Below are 17,851 nucleotides of genomic sequence, written 5' to 3' on the forward strand. Positions count from 1 at the left end.
GTGAAGCGAAACGGGCGATTGTTTAAGCAAAACCATTTCCCCAGCTCTTTGCGGGGGCAAACGGATCATAACAATTCATTGATATGATAAATCCTGCCTGAATCAATTGTTCCGTTCAGCAGCTTGTCCATTAATGCATTGGCAACTGTGTGCGGGCTGCGCAAAGCGCCTGTTTCCTTGTATTGCTGAAATTTATCAACATCGTGAAAAGCTTCTGCTGAAGCGGAACGGATCGTCCCCTGCATGTCAGTATCCATTACACCAGGGCTAAAAGCAATGATTTTATGTGGCCGGCCTGCTGAACGTTGCTCAAGTGCTGCTGTTTGTGTAAACATGTTTAAGGCAGCTTTCGTGCTGCAGTAAATGCTCCATCCTTGAATAGGCCGCTCGCCTGCCCCTGAGGAAACGTTAACAATCTGAAGAGGTGTGTTATGGCGATTTGCTTCCGCAATGAACAGGTTTGTCAGTAAAACGGGTGAGGTTAAATTGATTTGAATGCTGTCTTCGACCAGCTGGTCATCAAGGCGTCCGACCGTTTCAATCGGTTCAATGGCACCGGCGTTGTTGATGAGATAAACAAGCTTTGGCTGCTTTGATAAAAGCGTTGTTGCAGCTGATTTAAAAGCTTCACGGGCCTGCGGCAAATCGGAGAGGCTGCAGGAGATATGCTGATAAAACAGACCCTTTTCAGCTGCGATCGTTTGCAATTCCTCGTTTGCGCTTCGGGAAACGGTGATGATGCCAATGTTCTCTGCGAGCATTCTTTTGGCGATTTCTGCACCCAACCCTTTTGATGCCCCGGTAATTAATGCATAGTCCATTATTTTCACTCCTATTTGACATGATTAACACTAGTGAAGCACAAAAATCCGCTGAAATCCAAAATAAAGCTGCCGTCACAACCATAAATGCGGGAGGGGGGACTAGTTTGTTTGTTCATCCATTAATGGATTCCAGCCATTTAAAAAGGTGGATGCCTGCCGATTGGGGTGAGCGATGACTTCTGCAGTTGGTCCTGCTTGAATAATTTTTCCTTCCTTTAAAATAATCAGTCGATTTGTTAAATACTCAATTTCCATTAGGTCGTGGCTGACGAGCACGACCGTTATCTTTGTTTCCTGGATGGCTTTCTTTAAATTTTGAATCAACTTCCTTTTTGTCGGATAATCAAGCGCGGAAAACGGTTCATCAAGGAATAATACCTCAGGTTCGAGCACAAAAGCCCGTGCAAGATTGACTCTCTGGGCTTCTCCTCCGGATAAATGCTGTGCCTGTTTTTTAGCAAGATGGCCAATTTCAAAAGCATCAAGCCAAAGCGCAACCTTGCGTTTTAACTCGTTTTTGCCGGAATTTCGGAATTTTAGGCCAATCGCGGCGTTCCGGTGGACTGAGGTATTGAACAACAGCGGCTGTTGCAGAGCAATCGCAAATCTTCTGCGCAATTCAAGAGGTGGCTTTTTGAGAGGGATTTTTTTTCCCCGAAAAAAATAACTTCCCATACATTTCGGTTCCAACAAAGAAAGGACCTTTAACAGCGTGCTTTTGCCTGCACCATTTGGACCCATGATGCCTAAGATTTCTCCACGGTTGATGGTTAATCGAGTTATATCAAGAATATTTTTTCCTTTCGCAGCCCGTTTCATCTCTTCAATGCGAATTAATTCATTCATAAGCTCTCGTCCTTTGCTGTAAGAAGGTTAGGCAGAATGTAATCATGAAAGCAAGAAGCATCAAAATAAACGACAGGGCAAGCGCAATATCAAAGTTCCCTTTTGAAACTTCCATGACAATGCTGGTCGTTAGTATTCTTGTTTCGCCGCGGATGTTTCCGCCGACCATCATCGCGGCGCCCACTTCCGCAATCACCCGGCCAAAGCCAGCCATCACAGCTGCGAGAATGCCAATCTTCGTTTCTTTTAAAAGGATTAACAGCATTTGCAGCTTTGTCGCTCCGAGGCCTTTTATTTGCAGCAGCATTTTTTCATCGATTTGTTGAAACGCGGAGCTTGTTAATCCTACAATCAGCGGGAGAGACACAACGATCTGGGCAATAACAATCGCTGCCGGTGTAAACAGAAGCGCGTAATCGCCGAAAGGTCCAGATCGCCATAATAAAATCGTAATCCATAATCCCGCAACAACAGGGGGAAGCCCCATTCCGATATTGACGAATACGAGCAGGAGCTTTTTTCCTGGAAACGAGAGTAAACCGAGACAAACTCCAACTGGAATCCCGATCACCGTACTGATGAGGACAGCTGTTAAGGAGCTTTTTAATGTGAGCCAGGCAATCTCGATCACTTCGGGATCCCCGGTTAAAAGCATTTCGAACGCCCGTTTTAGTCCATCCAGTAAAAGCTCCATATCGCTACATACCCTCCGTTAGTTTAGCTATTCTGAAAACAAAAAGAACAGCTGCTCGCCAAATTCTTTGACGCCAAATTGCTGAATCGTTTCCTGTGTCTTTTCATTGGTCATAAATTCAACAAATTGCTTTGCGCCTTCTTCGTTTACTTTCGGATGCTTTTCAGGATTTACTTGCATCACGTGGTAAACATTTAATAGCTCTTCATCGCCTTCAACCATTAATGCGAGGTCTGTGAGCTGTTTTTGCTGGGCAAGATAGGTGGCCCGGTCTGTGAGCACATAGGCGCGTTTTTCTGCAGCAACCCTCAGCGTATTGACCATGCCCTGGCCTGTTTCCAAATAAAAGTCCGCTTCGAAAGGCTGCAAATCAATGTTCTTCCATAGTTCAAGCTCTTTTTTATGGGTTCCGGAATCATCCCCCCGTGAAACAAACGGTGCTTTACTCTCATTTATTTTGTTTAAAGCTTCAGCCATCCCAAGTCCGCTTATCCCGGCCGGGTCTTCTTTTGGGCCGACCATGATAAAGTCGTTATACATCACTCTTTTCCGGTTAATCGCATCGTTGCTTTCGATAAGCTCCTGCTCCGCTTCCGGTGCATGAACGAGCAGGACATCCGCTTCACCTTTTTTACCCATGTCAAGAGCCTGTCCTGTTCCAACAGCGATAGTCTTAACATTTATGTTGTTTTCTTTTTCAAAAGCAGGAATCAGCACATCGAGCAGGCCGCTGTCCTGCGTACTGGTCGTTGTTGCAAGAATAAGATTTGGCGGCGCTTCTTTCACTGTCGAGCCAGATGCGGAAGAGCAGGCTGATAATAGGATGAGCATAGCTGCAATCAAGGAAGAGATGCAAAGGTTTTTTAAATTCAAGATTATTCCCCCTCGTTTTTAAATTGATAGATAATCTTTCCAAGCTCACTAACATCATAGCCGGATAGATTTGTAACCGTGTTTTTGAAATCCTGCGATTGGATGATATCGATTAATTGTTCAAGAAGCAGCGTATTTTCCGGTTTCCAGCGAAAGACAAGATCAAATGGCTCGCTTCTGATCGGGATAAAATCGAGATTCAGTTGCTCTGCGGCTGAACGAATACCGAATGCCGCATCGGCCAGACCGTTGCTTATATATGAAGCAGCAGCAAGATGGGTCCATTCCTCGTGGTCATAACCGTTTACGGCAGCAGGTTCAATCCCGGCCAAGGATAAAAAGTAATCGAGCGAGAAACGGGTGCCTGACCCTTTTTGCCTGTTTATTTAAAAATACAAGCAGCTGTGTCTTTCCATCTGTGATTTTTGTTACAATTCGTTTAGAATCGTTAAGTTTCGTCAAGGATTGTTAGGTTGATTCGAATAAATCTGGGTTTTTGCCTCCTTAATCCAGTGAAGCTTGCAGGTTGATCCTACTTTTGAAGGGGAGTTTTTATGAATTTTTTGTGACAATATGGAGAATTTTTTTGTTATAACGCATTTAGCTGGTATATTGAAGCTAAGATACTATTAACTGATGGTCAGGGAGAGAAAAAATATGAAAATAAGAATTACAGTAATGCTATTTGCAATGCTTCTTTTGGCAGGCTGCGGTACGTCTGATGAGGCGCCCGGTAAAAACGGGAATGGTGATGAAATGCCGGCGTTAATAGAGGCGGAGTTAAAGGTTCCTGAAAAAGCCGAAACGCCAGGGGAAGTTGAGCTGAGTGTCGTCGTTACCCAAGACGGTGAAGCCGTCGAGGATGCAAATGAGGTGAAATTTGAAATTTGGCGCGACAGTGATAAGGATTCAAGCGAGCTGATTCCTGCGGAGCATCAAGGCAAAGGAAAATATACGGCGACCAAAATGTTCTCAGAAGAAGGCAATTATACGGTTCAGGTCCATGTGACGGCACGCAGCATGCATACGATGCCAAAGCAGCAAATACAAATTGGCAACCCGGCGGAAATGAGCGATGAACCTCATCATCAAGAAAGTGACCAGGATCATTCGCAACATGACGGATAATCAGAAAAATTGAATGTAATAATATCCAAACGCAAGTAAGAAGTTGTGCTTTTCCCATAATAAAAATATAATGAACTATTGTACACAATCCTTTTTTGGGAGAATGGCTATGACTTCAAATCAAAAATCGAATTCCAGACTGGATTTCGGCCTGGTTTTAATATTATTTTTGTTATTTCTGGCCAGCTGTGCCGCCATTTATAGTGCGCAAACAACGGGGCAGTATGGTGAGAATTTTTTAATAAGGCAGATTGTCTTTTATGCGGTCGGGTGCGGAATTATCGCTGCCGTCATTAATCTTGACTCCGATCAGCTGAAAAAATTAGCCTGGTATGCCTACGGATTTGGCATCCTGTTGCTCGGCTTTTTAGTTGTGGCTCCAGAGAGTATTGCTCCTCGAATCAATGGTGCTAAAAGCTGGTTCAAGGTACCTGGAATGGGGTCGCTTCAGCCTTCCGAGTTTGTAAAGGTATTTATCATTCTTGCGATTGCAAGGGTGATTGTTGAACACCATCAGAAATACCTGATTAAAACCATACAAACCGATTTATGGTTACTGGTTAAAATCGGCTTGATTACGCTGTTTCCGCTCCTTCTTGTTATGCAGCAGCCCGACCTTGGGACTTCGCTTGTTTTTATTGCAATTATGGTCGGAATGATCTTTATTTCCGGCGTCAGCTGGAAGCTGTTATTGTCTGTTTTCGGCGCGGGGCTGTCGATTATCTCGATTATTATGTACTTCGTCCTTTGGAAGCCGGAAATTCTTGAAAAATATCTTGGTGTGCAAGAATACCAGTTCGGAAGAATTTATTCCTGGATTGATCCTTACAACTATCAAAGCACGACAGGGTTTCAACTGACCCGGTCACTGCTCGCGATCGGGTCGGGACAAACAGGGGGAAAGGGCTACGGGAACCGTGAGGTCTATTTGCCTGAAAGCCATACCGATTTTATTTTCAGTATTGTCGGTGAGGAATTTGGCTTTGTCGGAGCCAGTGTGCTTGTCAGTTTGTTCTTTTTGCTTATCTACCAAATCACAAAAGTAGGCATGGAAACGAAGAATGATTTCTATACATTTGTTTGTGTAGGGGTCATTAGCATGATTACCTTTCATGTCTTTCAAAATATCGGGATGACGATCGGCTTGCTTCCTATCACGGGAATTCCGCTGCCGTTTATCAGCTACGGCGGAAGCTCGTTAATGGGAAACATGCTGGCGATCAGCCTCATTTTCTCGATACGGTATCATTACAAAAAGTATATGTTCTCAAAGGATGCATAAGAGCGATGCCAAAAGATTGATTTTACGCGGAAAGGCCAACATAAACAGAGCGGAGGGGATTTCTCTTCGCTCTTTTAAATGCCCTGTTATTCAAGCACACCTGACTCAGTGAGCGTCACATCAGGATTGATGTTAACGGTTAAGTGCTTGTACTCATCCGGCCACCTGTTGTAGTCGAAATGCCGGGTTCTGCTGCTCACGTACATGCCAAAGCCGATCGGGTCAATGTTTTTATCCTGAAACCGGCTGATCATGCCAGAACATTGTTCTTTTATATTTTTAACCATTGTATCTTCTATCTTCTTTACTTTTGCGGGGCTTAACTTACCACCGGAATATTCTTTGATAATTCCTTCTACTTTAATGTCGAGGTCGAGTTCATATGGTTCCCGCTTATTGATTTTCAGCTTGAATTTAGACTTGATACTGCGGACATACGCTTCCTCTTTCTTAGTCATGTGAACCTTTAATCCGCCCCTTGTATGTTTATCTACCATTAATTTAAAATAAAACATTTTGTCAGCCGGGATTTTATCAACAACTTTGTCTCCCTTGAACAGGGCCAATCCGTTAATGATTGCTTTCCCGCCGCCGATATCTTTAATAATCGGCAGGAATGGATCCTGGCCTTTTTGGAAATACATCGCAGAAAAAACATGAAGGTTTACATTTGGTACATTCCTATTTTCCATATTATGCTCCAGCATATCCGCGAAATAAACAGCGGTGCCCCTCGTTCCGAAGTTACCACCGATTATTTTGCTGCCCTCTCCTTCAGTTACCGCTAAATAAAGGCGTTCTGCGATGCTTGGATCCCGTTGAAAAGCATCGATTAAGTTAGCAATTCCTCTCCTGGAAAGATCTTCTCCAAACATGGCAACTTCGAGGCTGCCGGTTACGAGCGGATCTGCCGACATTCTTTGAACTTCGGAAATGATCTCCTGGCGCAAAGTCGAAGTAGCTGTAAAGGTAAGGTTTTTAATCTTCTTATCCGGTTCATATTGGGGGACGACGAATGTGCCTTTAAGACGGCCATCATGTGAATCGTAAGATACCCCGGCTTCAATATTCACATCATCGACAATTTCCTTTTGCAAACAGCCGGTCAGCAATACGGTGACAAGCATCGCCGTAAGATACGTCCTCATCCTTTTTTCACCTTCTTTGCAACCAGAATTGAAAGGTAAAGGATCGGGATATAAACATAAATAAAAGCAAAACCGATTTTCGATGTCAAAGTGTTGAGGAAATCAACCTGACTACGGGTCTCGATTAAAATGGTTACTGTGATACAAATGATCGCAATCAAAAAAACGCTCTTTTTTTGCTGAACAGAAAAAATTCTCTTGATTAATCTGCTTGCACACCAAACTGCGATGCATATATTCGGGAGAATCACAAGACTCCAATTGGCAATACCAATGTATTCAAAGCGTTCGACAAAGGGCATTTGGACGATTTTCCAGATGGTAAGGGTAGCCCAAATCGTTTTTTGCAGCTGTTGCTCCGAAAAATACGCGAAGGAAATAAGGGTTAACAATGTATAAAAAATAGTTGTTGTTAAGATCGCCAGATGAGCCCATTTTTTTGACTTATCGGGATTCTTGATAAATGGATATATAAATAAAATTGCCTCAAAGCCGATATAGGTTAGCGACATTTTATAAGCGCTGATTAAAAATTCGACTGCCGAGTGGTCAAACAACGGAAGCATGTTCGCAAATTTCGCGTATTTTAAGGCAAATCCAAACGTAAGGAGCAAATAAGCTGGAAGGACTGTTCCAAAAAAGGCTATCCCGACAACAGTCCTAAATCCACCGTATATAATGTAAATGACGAGCAGTAAATAGGCGAGTGAATACCAAAAAATACTCATTTCCGGAAACATCCATACTTGAATGACCTCGATAAAGGTGCGAAGGACAATAACGGCAAGTAACGTGAAATATGCAATGAATAGCGTGCTGATTGCTTTCCCCAGCTTTTTTCCAAATACAAAAATATTGGCGGTTACGAGATCCCCCTCAACGCTGCTGCAGATTTTATAAATCAACCACATAATGATATGGAGGGATAGTCCGGAAATAAGGACGGAAATCCATGCTTCATAGCCTGCTCCCTTGGCAATGATCCGCTGGTAGCCAAGGACCCCGATGCCGATTTGCATCGATAAAACGATATAAAAGACGAGAAAAGGGGAAATTTTCAACCGTTCAGGAATCAACTCATTCTGGACCATATTTCACCTCGACAACTATTCATCTATGTCTTTCTTTTTATTGCCCTTGTTAGCGTTGAAACGGACCGGGTCTTCCGGCCGTAAAAATAGCGGCCGCAGCGCTTGTTTCTCAAAAGGAAGCCGGATTAAAGCATCCCTGAAATCGATGGCTCTCGGTGGATAAAGAGGTGCTAAAAATGGCCTTTCCAATGAAGTGAGCCTTAACAAATGAGTGATTAATAAGCAGAAGCAGAAGACGATTCCAATCAAGCCCCAAAGCTCGGCGAAAAGTAAAAACGGAAATCTCAGTAAACGAATGGTATTGCCTATCCGATAGATTGGAGTTGTAAATGAAGCCAGCGCGGCAAGTGCTACAATAATCAACAGGACATTACTTGTCAGGCCGGCCTCAACGGAAGCGGTTCCGATCACAATTCCGCCGACGATACCAATAGTCTGGCCCACTTTTGTCGGCAGGCGGGCCCCGGCTTCCCTCAGCAATTCAATCGTTAGTTCAAGAAACAATGCTTCCAATATAGGCGGGAGCGGAACTACCCTGCGAGACGTAACCAATGTGGTCAGAAGATCTTTCGGAATCAGTTCGTAATGATAGGAAAGGACAGCCACATAGACAGGTGTAACCAAAACCGAGAAAGCAACCGAAAACAGGCGGATAAGCCGGAAAAATGAGGCCAAATACCAATTTAACAAATAATCCTCAAAGGAACTGAAAAATTCAACTAATGTAGTAGGGCCGATAATGGCATGCGGTGAACCGTTGACAAGCACCGCCACTTTCCCCTCTGCGAGCACAGCCGCAACCCGGTCAGGCCTTTCAGTGTCCAATAGCTGTGGAAAGGGAGAGTTTTGATTATCAGTGATTAATTGGGCAATGTAGGCGCTGTCTAAAATTTCATCAAAATCAATGTTCTTTATTCGTTCCTTGACGGTATTCACATTCTCAGGATTGGCAATTCCGTCAATATACAGAACGCAAACCTTTGATTTCGATAAATCACCGACAATGATTTCGTCGACCACCAATTCCTTAATGGGAATCCGTTTCCTGACCATGTTCAAATTCTGGTCAATGGCTTCAACGAATGATTCTTTCGGACCGATCACGCTGAACTCGACCTCTGGCGGTGTAACCGTTCTGGTAACGTTTTTTTGTGCCAAAATAAAGGCAAACCGTTTCGGCTCTTTTTCAACGGTTAACATGACATATCCGCTAAAGAGCTTTTTCTCGATGTCTGACGGGTCTTCAGAGATTTCCACTTCTGCTACCGGGATAATTTTTTTCACATCATCGATAGCAGTAAACGGCTGATCCAGCAAAAAGGGAAGTGCATTTTCCCGCAAAATTTTTTCATCAACAAGCGTTGCGATGAATGTAAAAGAAAAACGCATATTCGTTTTTCGGTTAATATAAGAGGTTTTCTTATAATCCTTTGATTTACTAAGGTCTTTTTCCCAGTCTTTGCTCTCGGCATCTTTTTGTATTTGCTTTTTTTTCAACCATTGTTTCATATATTCCCACCGCCAGTTTTGCCATAAAGCTATTATTTCCTTATCTGCCGGCTTTATGAGAAATAAAAAAGAATCCGCAATTCTTGCGGATTCTTTTTTATTAAGATATTTTTAAGTAATATTGCACAAAGAGTTTGGCTGATTTATTTTTAGCTGCTGACAGGGGGGACGTTATTTCAGCAAATAGTTTTCAAGATCATCGAGCATTAGATTGGCTGCAATGACACCGCCGGCTGTGTTCCAGATTGCGTCACTAACCTCATGGGCGTTTCCGCTTTTCACTGCGTTTAAGTTTTTCCAAAGGGGATCATTTGTCCATTCTTTCGCTGTATCCAGAGCGGCTTGATCACCTTTTGGAGCATATGTGAAGTAGAAAAGGATGTCTCCGTCCATTTTTGGAATGACCTCTTTTCCAACTTCAATCGCAAGGTTGCCAAGCTTATTATCCGGAGTGAAAAGTTCTTGCTGCTGTGAAGCGCGTTTAAACCCCAATTGATCGAAAATAACCCCGGAAAAAGAATCTGTGTAATAAATACGGGACTTTCCGGCCATAAACCGGACGACGGAAACTTCCTGGTTTACTTTATCACCCAGTTTTTGTTTTAACTCTTCTACATGTTTATCAAACTCGTTTAATACTTTGTTTCCTTTTTCTTCTTGATTTAAAGCTTTTGCATATAATTTAAAGTTCTCTTTCCAATCTCCTCTTAGCGTCTCTGAAAAGATGGTAGGAGCAATCGCATTCAGTTGGCTGTATACAGCTTCCTGGCGCAGCTTGTTACCAATAATTAAATCAGGTTTCAGCGCGGCGACTTTCTCCAAATTGACCTCGTGTTCAACACCGACAACTTCTGCGCCATCCATATCCTTTTTAATATGATCGTACCATGGGTCTCCAAGCCATGATTGGACAGCACCAACTGGTTTTACTCCTAAAGCCAATAATGCTTCGGTACCTTCGTTTGTAAGAATGACGACTCTCTTGGGTGTTTTTTCTATAGTAGTGCTTCCCATTGCGTGTTCAACCGTATAGCTTGTATCTTCCGCTTTGCTGCCAGCTTCTTTTGTTGCAGCAGGTTTTTCTTCAGCTGCGTTCCCGCAAGCGGCAAGCAGGAAGAGGGCAACTAAAGAAACCATTGCAAATAAATGTTTAAAGCCCTGCATCATATGTAGCCTCCTAAAAATGTTGTTAATGATAATCATTTTCATTTATGCATTAATCATAAAATGATCCTGTTACTATGTCAATAACTAAATGAAAATGATTATCAAAGTCATTGACACGATGATACTGTTGCAATAGACTGAAAATATATTTAGTAGTTGGAAAGGTATTAAGCGATGTTGTTCAAAAATAACTGGCAAAAATGGACTGGCTTGGTTGTAGCGATTATCATTTTGCTTTTGTTGATGTGCGCAAGTATTGTATACGGGTATACGGATACATCCTGGCAGATGGCCATTGATGCGTTTGCAAATTTTAATGGTTCAAATGAACATATCATCATTCAATCGGTAAGGGTTCCGCGTGCATTTATTGCGGCTGCTGTTGGAGCGAGTTTGGCGATTTCAGGTGTCTTGATGCAGACATTAACGAAAAATCCGCTCGCCTCACCGGATATTTTTGGGGTAAATGCGGGAGCCGGAGCCCTTGTCGTAATAGCCGTAACAATCTTCAGTATCGGGAATCTTCAATTATTCACGTGGGTTTCTTTTGCAGGAGCGGCTATAGCTGCGGTAAGTGTTTATGCTGTTGGATCAATAGGAAGGGAAGGGTTGACTCCGATGAAGCTGACACTTGCCGGAGCAGCCATGACGGCGATGTTCGCTTCTTTTACGCAGGGGCTCCTCGTTTTAAATGAAGCAGCGTTAGAGCAAGTGTTATTTTGGCTGGCGGGTTCAGTATCCGGGCGAAAGCTTGAAAACTTAACGGCTGTTCTTCCTTATTTGGCGGCAGGTTGGATTGTTTCTCTTGTTGTTGCATCCAAAATGAATGTGCTATCCATGGGTGAGGATGTGGCAAAAGGCTTGGGCTTAAATACGGCTTTCATAAAAATAAGCATTGGGGTTATTGTTATCCTGCTTGCCGGAGGATCAGTTGCCGTTGCAGGCCCAATCGGATTTATTGGAATTGTTGTTCCGCACCTAACCCGTTCGCTCGTTGGAATTGATCATCGCTGGTTGATCCCGTTTTCCGGCATTCTGGGCGGAGTATTACTTGTTGCGGCTGACATTGCATCCAGATACATTTTGATGCCGCAGGAAGTCCCAGTCGGGGTCATGACTGCCATTATTGGAACCCCATTTTTCATTTATATTGCCAGGAAGGGGTTCAATGGGCGATGAGGCAATACAAATTCCTTCGAATTAAAGAGAAAATTTCTTTCTTAATCGATAAAAAGGCATTATTTATTGTCTTTGCATTGTTGCTTGCGGCTGCGTCAGTTTTTATTGCCAGCACCGGATTGGGAGAAATGAAGATCAACCCTTTAAAGGTATTGCAAGTGTTTTTCGGCGGAGGTTCAGAAATGGACCGGCTTGTCATCCACTCATTCCGGTTGCCGAGAATTATCACCGCTTTCATGGCAGGGATGGGCCTGGCAGTAGCAGGGGCGATTTTGCAGGGAATGATCCGAAATCCACTTGCTTCTCCGGATATCATGGGGATTTCCGGTGGAGCCGCAGTTGCGGTAGTCGGTTTTTTGGCCGTATTTAGTGATGAAAATCATGTATTGACTGTAAGTGTTAAATGGTTGCCTGCTGCTGCTTTTATAGGCGCAGCAATCGTCGCATTCCTTGTTTATTTTTTGGCCTGGAAAAATGGCGTCTCTCCGATAAGACTCGTTCTTGTCGGAATTGGGTTAATGACGTTAACCAAGGCTTTAACAACATTGATGATGGTTTTGGGGCCTATTTACCAAACAAGCCAGGCAAACATCTGGATTACCGGGACGGTATACGGCTCAACATGGGAAAACGCAGGTGTTTTAGTACCATGGTGTGGCATATTGATTGTAATAGCATTCATTTATGCAAGGCATGTCAATATTCAAGAGCTTGGCGATGAAGTAGCGACAGGGCTTGGAGGCCGTGTGCAAAAGCAGCGCTTTACGTTATTGATGCTGAGCACGGGCCTGGTTGGCGGCTCGGTCGCTTTCGCAGGAGCAATCGGTTTTGTCGGTTTAATGGCTCCGCATATGGCAAGAAGGCTGGTCGGTGCTTCTTTCGGAGCGCTGATCCCTGCAGCTGCTTTGATTGGCGGCATTCTCGTCATGCTGGCTGATCTGGCCGGAAGAACATTATTTTCACCGCTCGAGGTGCCGGCAGGGGTCTTTACAGCAGGAATCGGCGCGCCATACTTTATTTATTTGTTGTACAAAACCCGCAATTCTTAGGCTGACTAAAGAACTTTTTTGAAAAAGATATTTGCAAAAAAAGGAGCTGGCACAATGGGGCAGGCAATTGAAACGAGAAATCTTACGCTTTCATATGGGGACACGATCATCATTGAGGATCTGGACCTGGTAATTCCGAAAGGTGAAATTACTGTGTTTATTGGCGGGAACGGCTGTGGAAAATCGACGTTGCTTCGTTCCGTTGCGCGGCTGCTCAAGCCGCAGGCAGGGACGATTTTACTGGAAGGAGAGGCGATTGCCAAACAATCGACCAAGGATGTCGCAAAAAAAATGGCGATTCTTCCCCAATCTCCAATTGCACCGGAAGGGCTGACCGTTCTGCAGCTTGTGAAACAAGGGCGCTATCCGCATCAAACATGGCTGAAGCAGTGGACCGAACTTGATGAGAAAAAAGTAATCGGAGCTTTGGAAGCAACCGGGCTCGCGCATCTGAAAGACCGTTCCGTCGACTCCTTATCGGGCGGACAGCGGCAGCGGGCATGGATAGCAATGACCCTTGCCCAGGACACGGATATCATCCTCCTCGATGAGCCGACTACTTACCTTGACATGACTCATCAAATCGAAATACTGGATCTGCTTTTTGAATTAAATGAAAAAGAACAGCGAACGATTGTAATGGTTCTTCATGATCTGAATTTAGCATGCCGTTATGCACATAATATTGTCGCGATTAAAGATCGTAAAATATTTGCACAAGGGAAGCCGGAAATTGTGATCAACTGCAGCCTCGTCAAAAATGTGTTTGGAATGGATTGTGAAGTGACGATGGACCCGCTTTTCGGCACGCCATTATGCATTCCCTATGGCAAGGGAAGATGCATTATCGAGAGGCCAGGCGTCTTAAGTGGAGTTTAAGCCAACGGTGACAGAAATGAATAAAACCTGTCAGCTAAAATGCGGGAGGCTGACAAAGGAGGGACAGCATGGATGAGAAATTCTTAAGCCAGTTTGAGGCCTTGCTGGACAAATACACGGAGCTTTTGATTGGTGAAAGCAATGAGGATTTGAAAGAAAAAGTGAAAGTCTGGGCTCTGTACAGCTATATTGCCAAATCGATGCCTCCGCTCGCCAAGCATTGGAATGAGCTGTACCCTGAGGCAAAGGAAGAGGTAAAAACGATCATAAGCGAAATAAAAAAATTAAATGAAGCGCATCGCCAGCATGGAAGCCGTGATCAAAAATAAACAGCCATAACCCAATTGACTCGGGATGGCTTTTCTTTTTTTGGAACATGGATAATCAAGTATCACTTGTATATGTGGTCTGTTCAAAGTTGTCCGACAAAACTCGATTATTTTCTTGCAAACCGATATTCAAAAATTAGAAAAAATGATAAAATTGATCATGCCATTCAGGTGTTCTTTTAATGGTTGCGAGAGGGGATAATGAGGGTGGAGCAAGTATTAAGAAACTTTTTTCTCTTTTTATCTAAAAATAAAACTTTAACAAACATGGCGAAAAAATACGGATTGCGCTTTGGAGCTTCCCGTTTTGTCGCCGGAGAATCAATTGAACAGGCTGTAAAAGTGATCAAAGACCTTAATGAAAAAGGCCTCGTTGTGACAATTGATTATTTAGGTGAATTTGTCGACAATGAAAGGGAAGCAAACGAAATGGCAGATCACTCAATTGAAGCGATTAAAGCGATTGGCCACGAAAAGCTCGATGCACAGCTTTCCTTGAAAATGACCTCAATGGGATTGGATATTTCAGATGAAATTGTCATGCGCAATATGCGGCGGATTCTTGATGCTGCAAAGGAAAACAATGTGTTTGTTACGATCGATATGGAAGACTTCTCACGTTGTCAAAAAACGATCGATATTTTTAAAAGATTAAAGGCTGAGTATGATCATGTCGGTACCGTGATTCAGGCATATTTATATCGCACTGAAGGCGATATGCACGACTTAAATGATTATTCACCGAATCTACGTCTCGTAAAAGGAGCCTACAAAGAGCCTCCGGAGGTTGCTTTTCCCGACAAACAAGACGTAGACGAGAACTTTAAAAAAATTATCGGGATCCATCTTTTAAACGGCAATTATACGGCTATCGCCACCCATGATGAAGCCATCATTGAATTTACGAAACAGTTTGTTAAAGAACATAATATCCCAAACAGCCAGTTTGAATTTCAGATGCTGTATGGAATCCGCCCTGAGCGGCAGCTTGAGCTGGTGAAGGAAGGCTATAAGATGAGAGTGTACGTCCCGTACGGCACCGATTGGTACGGCTATTTTATGCGCCGCCTCGCCGAACGGCCGGCCAATGTGGCGTTTGTGTTAAAGGGAGTCTTTAAAAAATAAAGGGGAGCTAATCTAAATTCTGCTTAACATAAAGCAGTTTTCCAGATTAGCTTTTTTTAGTAAAAACCGCCTCCGGGAATTGTGGTTTATTTTTAAGAAAAGGACTAACCGGATCACTCTAAAAAACATTTTTCAAAAAATTTTTATTTTTCCGCTGTTTATTATTGCGGAAATTTTGTAAATATTTTATAGTTATATGTAGCACGACTCATTCGAAAAGCAAATTTTTTTTGGCAGAAAAATGAATGAGTATTCATTCAAAAAATGTCAAAGGGGGAAACAGAATTGGTCCAACGTATTAAAAAAGCTGCAGTTCTTGGGTCAGGCGTGATGGGTTCCGGAATTGCTGCGCACCTTGCCAACATTGGAATCCCAACATTGCTGTTGGATATTGTGCCTCGCGAGTTAACCGGGGCTGAAAAAGCGAAAGGCTTGTCGCTCGAAGATAAGCAGGTGCGCAACCGAATCAGCGCAGATGCCCTGCAAAAATTGCTCAAGCAAAAGCCAGCCCCGCTTACCTCAAAAAAGAATCTTGCTTTAATTGAAGCAGGTAACTTTGAAGATGATATGCCAAGATTGAGTGAAGTTGACTGGATTATTGAAGTCGTTGTCGAAAATCTAAATGTAAAAAAACAAGTGTTTGAAAAAGTAGATCAATTCCGTAAACCGGGAAGCATTGTCAGCTCCAATACCTCGGGAATTTCTGTAGAAGCGATGGCGGAAGGGCGCTCAGAGGATTTTCAAAAGCATTTCCTTGGCACGCACTTTTTTAATCCGCCTCGTTATTTAAAGCTTTTAGAAGTAATTCCGACTAAACATACAGATTCTGAAGTCCTTTCATTTATGAAGCAATTCGGTGAAGACGTTTTGGGTAAAGGAGTTGTGGAGGCAAAAGACACTCCGAACTTTATCGCAAACCGGATTGGAACTTACGGGTTACTCGTTACGGTTCAAGAAATGTTAAAAGGCGGGTACAGTGTCGGCGAGGTTGATTCTATTACAGGGCCGCTCATAGGCCGTCCAAAGAGCGCGACCTTCCGTACCCTTGATGTGGTCGGCCTTGATACATTTGCCCATGTTGCGGGTAACGTATATGAGCAGGTAGAAGGCAAGGAAAAAGAAGCTTTTGAAGTGCCTGCCTTTATGAAAGAAATGCTGAACAGGGGCTGGCTCGGCAGCAAATCAGGTCAGGGCTTCTTTTTGAAAAAAGGCAAAGAAATACTCGAACTTGATCCGAACACATTGGAGTATCGGGAACGAAAGAAGCTTAAAACAGCGTCAACCGAAATGAGCAAGCAGGAAAAAGGGCTCAGCAATAAAATGAAAGCGCTCATATATGCTGATGACCGCGCCGGCCAATTACTATGGAATATTATCAGCCCGGTGCTCGTCTATTCCGCTGAATTGCTGGGGACGATCGCCGATGATATTGTCGCAATCGACAGAGCGATGAAGTGGGGGTTTGGCTGGGAACTTGGCCCATTTGAAATATGGGATGCCATTGGTTTGGAGAAATCTGTTGAAAAAATGGAAGCTTCTGGCCTCGATGTTCCTGTCTGGGTAAAAGAAATGCCCGGAGCGGGACATACTTCATTTTACAAAGAAGAAGGCGGAAAGATCAGCTTTTTCCACAATGGTGAATATCACCTGATCGAAGAAAACCCGAAGGTGATCAACCTGAAACAGCTAAAAAATCAAAAAGGCGTGATCAAAAAGAATAGCGGGGCAAGCTTGATTGATCTGGGAGACGGTGTTGCATTGCTTGAGTTCCACTCACCAAATAATGCGATTGGGCTCGATATTATCCAAATGATTAATTTTGCCGTTGACGAAGTTGAAAGAAGTTATAAAGGTCTTGTGATCGGCAACCAGGGGAAAAACTTTTGTGTCGGGGCCAACCTGGCGATGATGTTAATGGAAGCACAGGATGATAATATTTATGAACTCGATATGACGGTCCGCCAATTCCAGCAGGCGATGATGAAAATCAAATACAGCACAAAGCCGGTCGTCGCTGCGCCATTTGGCATGACGCTTGGCGGCGGTACAGAAGTGTGTCTTCCTGCCGCACATATCCAGGCCTCGATGGAAACATATATGGGACTTGTGGAGGTTGGTGTCGGCTTAATTCCGGGCGGCGGCGGAAATAAGGAATTGTATATTAAACACCTGAACAGCCTGCCGAACGGTGTTGAATTTGACCTGCAAAAAGTCGCCAATAAAGTGTTTGAAACGGTTGCGATGGCAAAAGTGTCCACGTCCGGGGAAGAGGCGCGCGATTATAATTTCTTGAATGCCGCGGATGGCATCAGCGTGAATGGAGATCATCTTCTCCATGATGCAAAGCAGGCAGCGCTTGCCCTTTATGAACAGGGGTATAAACCACCAATTCGCAAGAAAATTCCGGTCGTCGGTGAACCCGGCTATGCGACGCTCCTTCTTGGCGCCCAAACGATGATGTATTCCGGATACATTTCCGAGCATGATTTAAAGATTGCGAAAAAGCTTGCTTATGTTCTTGCCGGCGGGAAGGTGCCTTACAGGACAGAAGTGGATGAGCAATATTTGCTGGACCTTGAACGGGAAGCATTCTTGAGCTTAATTGCTGAGCCGAAATCGCAGCAAAGAATGCAGCATATGCTTGTTAAAGGGAAGCCGTTGCGCAACTAACCAGAACAAGATTGATAGTTTTAGATTTTCTCGACATTGCTGAGGAAAGAGAGGGAAC

At 43.7% G+C, this 17,851-nt stretch carries 17 protein-coding genes; 8 read left to right on the forward strand and 9 right to left on the reverse strand.

All coding sequences use genetic code 11. The annotated features are described in order from the left end of the window. Window positions 1-65: 65 nt before the first annotated feature. From CU633_RS00770 to CU633_RS00790, 5 genes are all read right to left on the reverse strand, one after another. The gene (locus tag CU633_RS00770; protein ID WP_101657816.1) at window positions 66-821 is read right to left on the reverse strand and encodes a (S)-benzoin forming benzil reductase; all 756 of its coding nucleotides are present in this window, start codon (window positions 819-821) and stop codon (window positions 66-68) included. A gap of 102 nt (window positions 822-923) precedes the next feature. Then, complete coding sequence (locus tag CU633_RS00775) at window positions 924-1,670, reverse strand: energy-coupling factor ABC transporter ATP-binding protein (protein ID WP_101657817.1); 747 nt, start codon at window positions 1,668-1,670, stop codon at window positions 924-926. After that, complete coding sequence (locus CU633_RS00780; RefSeq protein WP_101657818.1) at window positions 1,663-2,364, reverse strand: ABC transporter permease; 702 nt, start codon at window positions 2,362-2,364, stop codon at window positions 1,663-1,665. Before CU633_RS00780 ends, CU633_RS00775 begins: the two co-directional genes overlap by 8 nt. A 27-nt stretch (window positions 2,365-2,391) precedes the next feature. Continuing rightward, on the reverse strand, window positions 2,392-3,237 hold the full coding sequence (locus CU633_RS00785; RefSeq protein WP_257958356.1) for a substrate-binding domain-containing protein: 846 nt from the start codon (window positions 3,235-3,237) through the stop codon (window positions 2,392-2,394). A 2-nt stretch (window positions 3,238-3,239) separates the two neighbouring features. Continuing rightward, a complete protein-coding gene (locus CU633_RS00790) occupies window positions 3,240-3,623 on the reverse strand; it encodes a substrate-binding domain-containing protein (RefSeq protein ID WP_101657819.1) in 384 nt (127 codons plus the stop codon). Between the two features lie 271 nt (window positions 3,624-3,894). Between CU633_RS00790 and CU633_RS00795 the strand changes: the two genes are divergently transcribed. Further along, window positions 3,895-4,365, forward strand: a complete 471-nt coding sequence (locus CU633_RS00795; protein ID WP_180954812.1) for a FixH family protein — start codon at window positions 3,895-3,897, stop codon at window positions 4,363-4,365. A gap of 109 nt (window positions 4,366-4,474) precedes the next feature. Then, window positions 4,475-5,647 carry an FtsW/RodA/SpoVE family cell cycle protein gene (locus tag CU633_RS00800; protein ID WP_101657821.1) on the forward strand — a complete coding sequence of 391 codons (1,173 nt, stop codon included), beginning with the start codon at window positions 4,475-4,477 and terminating at the stop codon, window positions 5,645-5,647. Window positions 5,648-5,733: 86 nt separating this feature from the next. Here CU633_RS00800 and CU633_RS00805 read toward each other — a convergent pair whose 3' ends face one another. The 4 genes from CU633_RS00805 to CU633_RS00820 form a co-directional block, all read right to left on the reverse strand. Continuing rightward, window positions 5,734-6,795 (reverse strand): Ger(x)C family spore germination protein, encoded by a 1,062-nt coding sequence (locus CU633_RS00805; protein WP_101657822.1) that lies wholly within the window; start codon window positions 6,793-6,795, stop codon window positions 5,734-5,736. Then, the gene (locus tag CU633_RS00810; RefSeq protein ID WP_101657823.1) at window positions 6,792-7,886 is read right to left on the reverse strand and encodes a GerAB/ArcD/ProY family transporter; all 1,095 of its coding nucleotides are present in this window, start codon (window positions 7,884-7,886) and stop codon (window positions 6,792-6,794) included. Before CU633_RS00810 ends, CU633_RS00805 begins: the two co-directional genes overlap by 4 nt. 15 nt (window positions 7,887-7,901) lie before the next feature. After that, on the reverse strand, window positions 7,902-9,395 hold the full coding sequence (locus CU633_RS00815) for a spore germination protein (RefSeq protein WP_101657824.1): 1,494 nt from the start codon (window positions 9,393-9,395) through the stop codon (window positions 7,902-7,904). 171 nt (window positions 9,396-9,566) lie between these two features. Then, window positions 9,567-10,559, reverse strand: a complete 993-nt coding sequence (locus CU633_RS00820) for an ABC transporter substrate-binding protein (protein ID WP_101657918.1) — start codon at window positions 10,557-10,559, stop codon at window positions 9,567-9,569. A gap of 177 nt (window positions 10,560-10,736) precedes the next feature. Between CU633_RS00820 and CU633_RS00825 the strand changes: the two genes are divergently transcribed. The 6 genes from CU633_RS00825 (at window position 10,737) to CU633_RS00850 (ending at window position 17,793) form a co-directional block, all read left to right on the forward strand. Next, window positions 10,737-11,741 carry a FecCD family ABC transporter permease gene (locus tag CU633_RS00825; RefSeq protein ID WP_101657825.1) on the forward strand — a complete coding sequence of 335 codons (1,005 nt, stop codon included), beginning with the start codon at window positions 10,737-10,739 and terminating at the stop codon, window positions 11,739-11,741. Continuing rightward, on the forward strand, window positions 11,738-12,790 hold the full coding sequence (locus CU633_RS00830) for a FecCD family ABC transporter permease (RefSeq protein ID WP_101657826.1): 1,053 nt from the start codon (window positions 11,738-11,740) through the stop codon (window positions 12,788-12,790). The genes CU633_RS00825 and CU633_RS00830 overlap by 4 nt, the downstream gene beginning before the upstream one ends. Window positions 12,791-12,844: 54 nt before the next feature. Then, window positions 12,845-13,669, forward strand: coding sequence for an ABC transporter ATP-binding protein (locus CU633_RS00835; RefSeq protein ID WP_101657827.1), 825 nt, complete (start codon window positions 12,845-12,847; stop codon window positions 13,667-13,669). A gap of 68 nt (window positions 13,670-13,737) precedes the next feature. Further along, window positions 13,738-13,998 carry a YusU family protein gene (locus CU633_RS00840; RefSeq protein ID WP_101657828.1) on the forward strand — a complete coding sequence of 87 codons (261 nt, stop codon included), beginning with the start codon at window positions 13,738-13,740 and terminating at the stop codon, window positions 13,996-13,998. 207 nt (window positions 13,999-14,205) lie between these two features. After that, entirely contained in the window at window positions 14,206-15,123 is a 918-nt protein-coding gene (locus CU633_RS00845; RefSeq protein WP_101657829.1) for a proline dehydrogenase family protein, read from the forward strand. 264 nt (window positions 15,124-15,387) lie between these two features. Beyond that, complete coding sequence (locus tag CU633_RS00850) at window positions 15,388-17,793, forward strand: 3-hydroxyacyl-CoA dehydrogenase/enoyl-CoA hydratase family protein (RefSeq protein WP_180954813.1); 2,406 nt, start codon at window positions 15,388-15,390, stop codon at window positions 17,791-17,793. The last annotated feature ends 58 nt before the right edge of the window (window positions 17,794-17,851 follow it).

Source organism: Bacillus sp. V3-13 (assembly GCF_002860165.1).
Classification (GTDB): Bacteria; Bacillota; Bacilli; order Bacillales; family Cytobacillaceae; genus Bacillus_BJ.

What these genes read in the sequence shown, in the direction of transcription:
- CU633_RS00770 (WP_101657816.1), bottom strand. Translation starts at nt 821, where the DNA reads ATGGACTATGCATTAATTACCGGGGCATCAAAAGGGTTGGGTGCAGAA.
- CU633_RS00775 (WP_101657817.1), bottom strand. Translation starts at nt 1,670, where the DNA reads ATGAATGAATTAATTCGCATTGAAGAGATGAAACGGGCTGCGAAAGGA.
- CU633_RS00780 (WP_101657818.1), bottom strand. Translation starts at nt 2,364, where the DNA reads ATGGAGCTTTTACTGGATGGACTAAAACGGGCGTTCGAAATGCTTTTA.
- CU633_RS00795 (WP_180954812.1), top strand. Translation starts at nt 3,895, where the DNA reads ATGAAAATAAGAATTACAGTAATGCTATTTGCAATGCTTCTTTTGGCA.
- CU633_RS00800 (WP_101657821.1), top strand. Translation starts at nt 4,475, where the DNA reads ATGACTTCAAATCAAAAATCGAATTCCAGACTGGATTTCGGCCTGGTT.
- CU633_RS00805 (WP_101657822.1), bottom strand. Translation starts at nt 6,795, where the DNA reads ATGAGGACGTATCTTACGGCGATGCTTGTCACCGTATTGCTGACCGGC.
- CU633_RS00810 (WP_101657823.1), bottom strand. Translation starts at nt 7,886, where the DNA reads ATGGTCCAGAATGAGTTGATTCCTGAACGGTTGAAAATTTCCCCTTTT.
- CU633_RS00815 (WP_101657824.1), bottom strand. Translation starts at nt 9,395, where the DNA reads ATGAAACAATGGTTGAAAAAAAAGCAAATACAAAAAGATGCCGAGAGC.
- CU633_RS00820 (WP_101657918.1), bottom strand. Translation starts at nt 10,559, where the DNA reads ATGCAGGGCTTTAAACATTTATTTGCAATGGTTTCTTTAGTTGCCCTC.
- CU633_RS00825 (WP_101657825.1), top strand. Translation starts at nt 10,737, where the DNA reads ATGTTGTTCAAAAATAACTGGCAAAAATGGACTGGCTTGGTTGTAGCG.
- CU633_RS00830 (WP_101657826.1), top strand. Translation starts at nt 11,738, where the DNA reads ATGAGGCAATACAAATTCCTTCGAATTAAAGAGAAAATTTCTTTCTTA.
- CU633_RS00835 (WP_101657827.1), top strand. Translation starts at nt 12,845, where the DNA reads ATGGGGCAGGCAATTGAAACGAGAAATCTTACGCTTTCATATGGGGAC.
- CU633_RS00840 (WP_101657828.1), top strand. Translation starts at nt 13,738, where the DNA reads ATGGATGAGAAATTCTTAAGCCAGTTTGAGGCCTTGCTGGACAAATAC.
- CU633_RS00850 (WP_180954813.1), top strand. Translation starts at nt 15,388, where the DNA reads ATGTCAAAGGGGGAAACAGAATTGGTCCAACGTATTAAAAAAGCTGCA.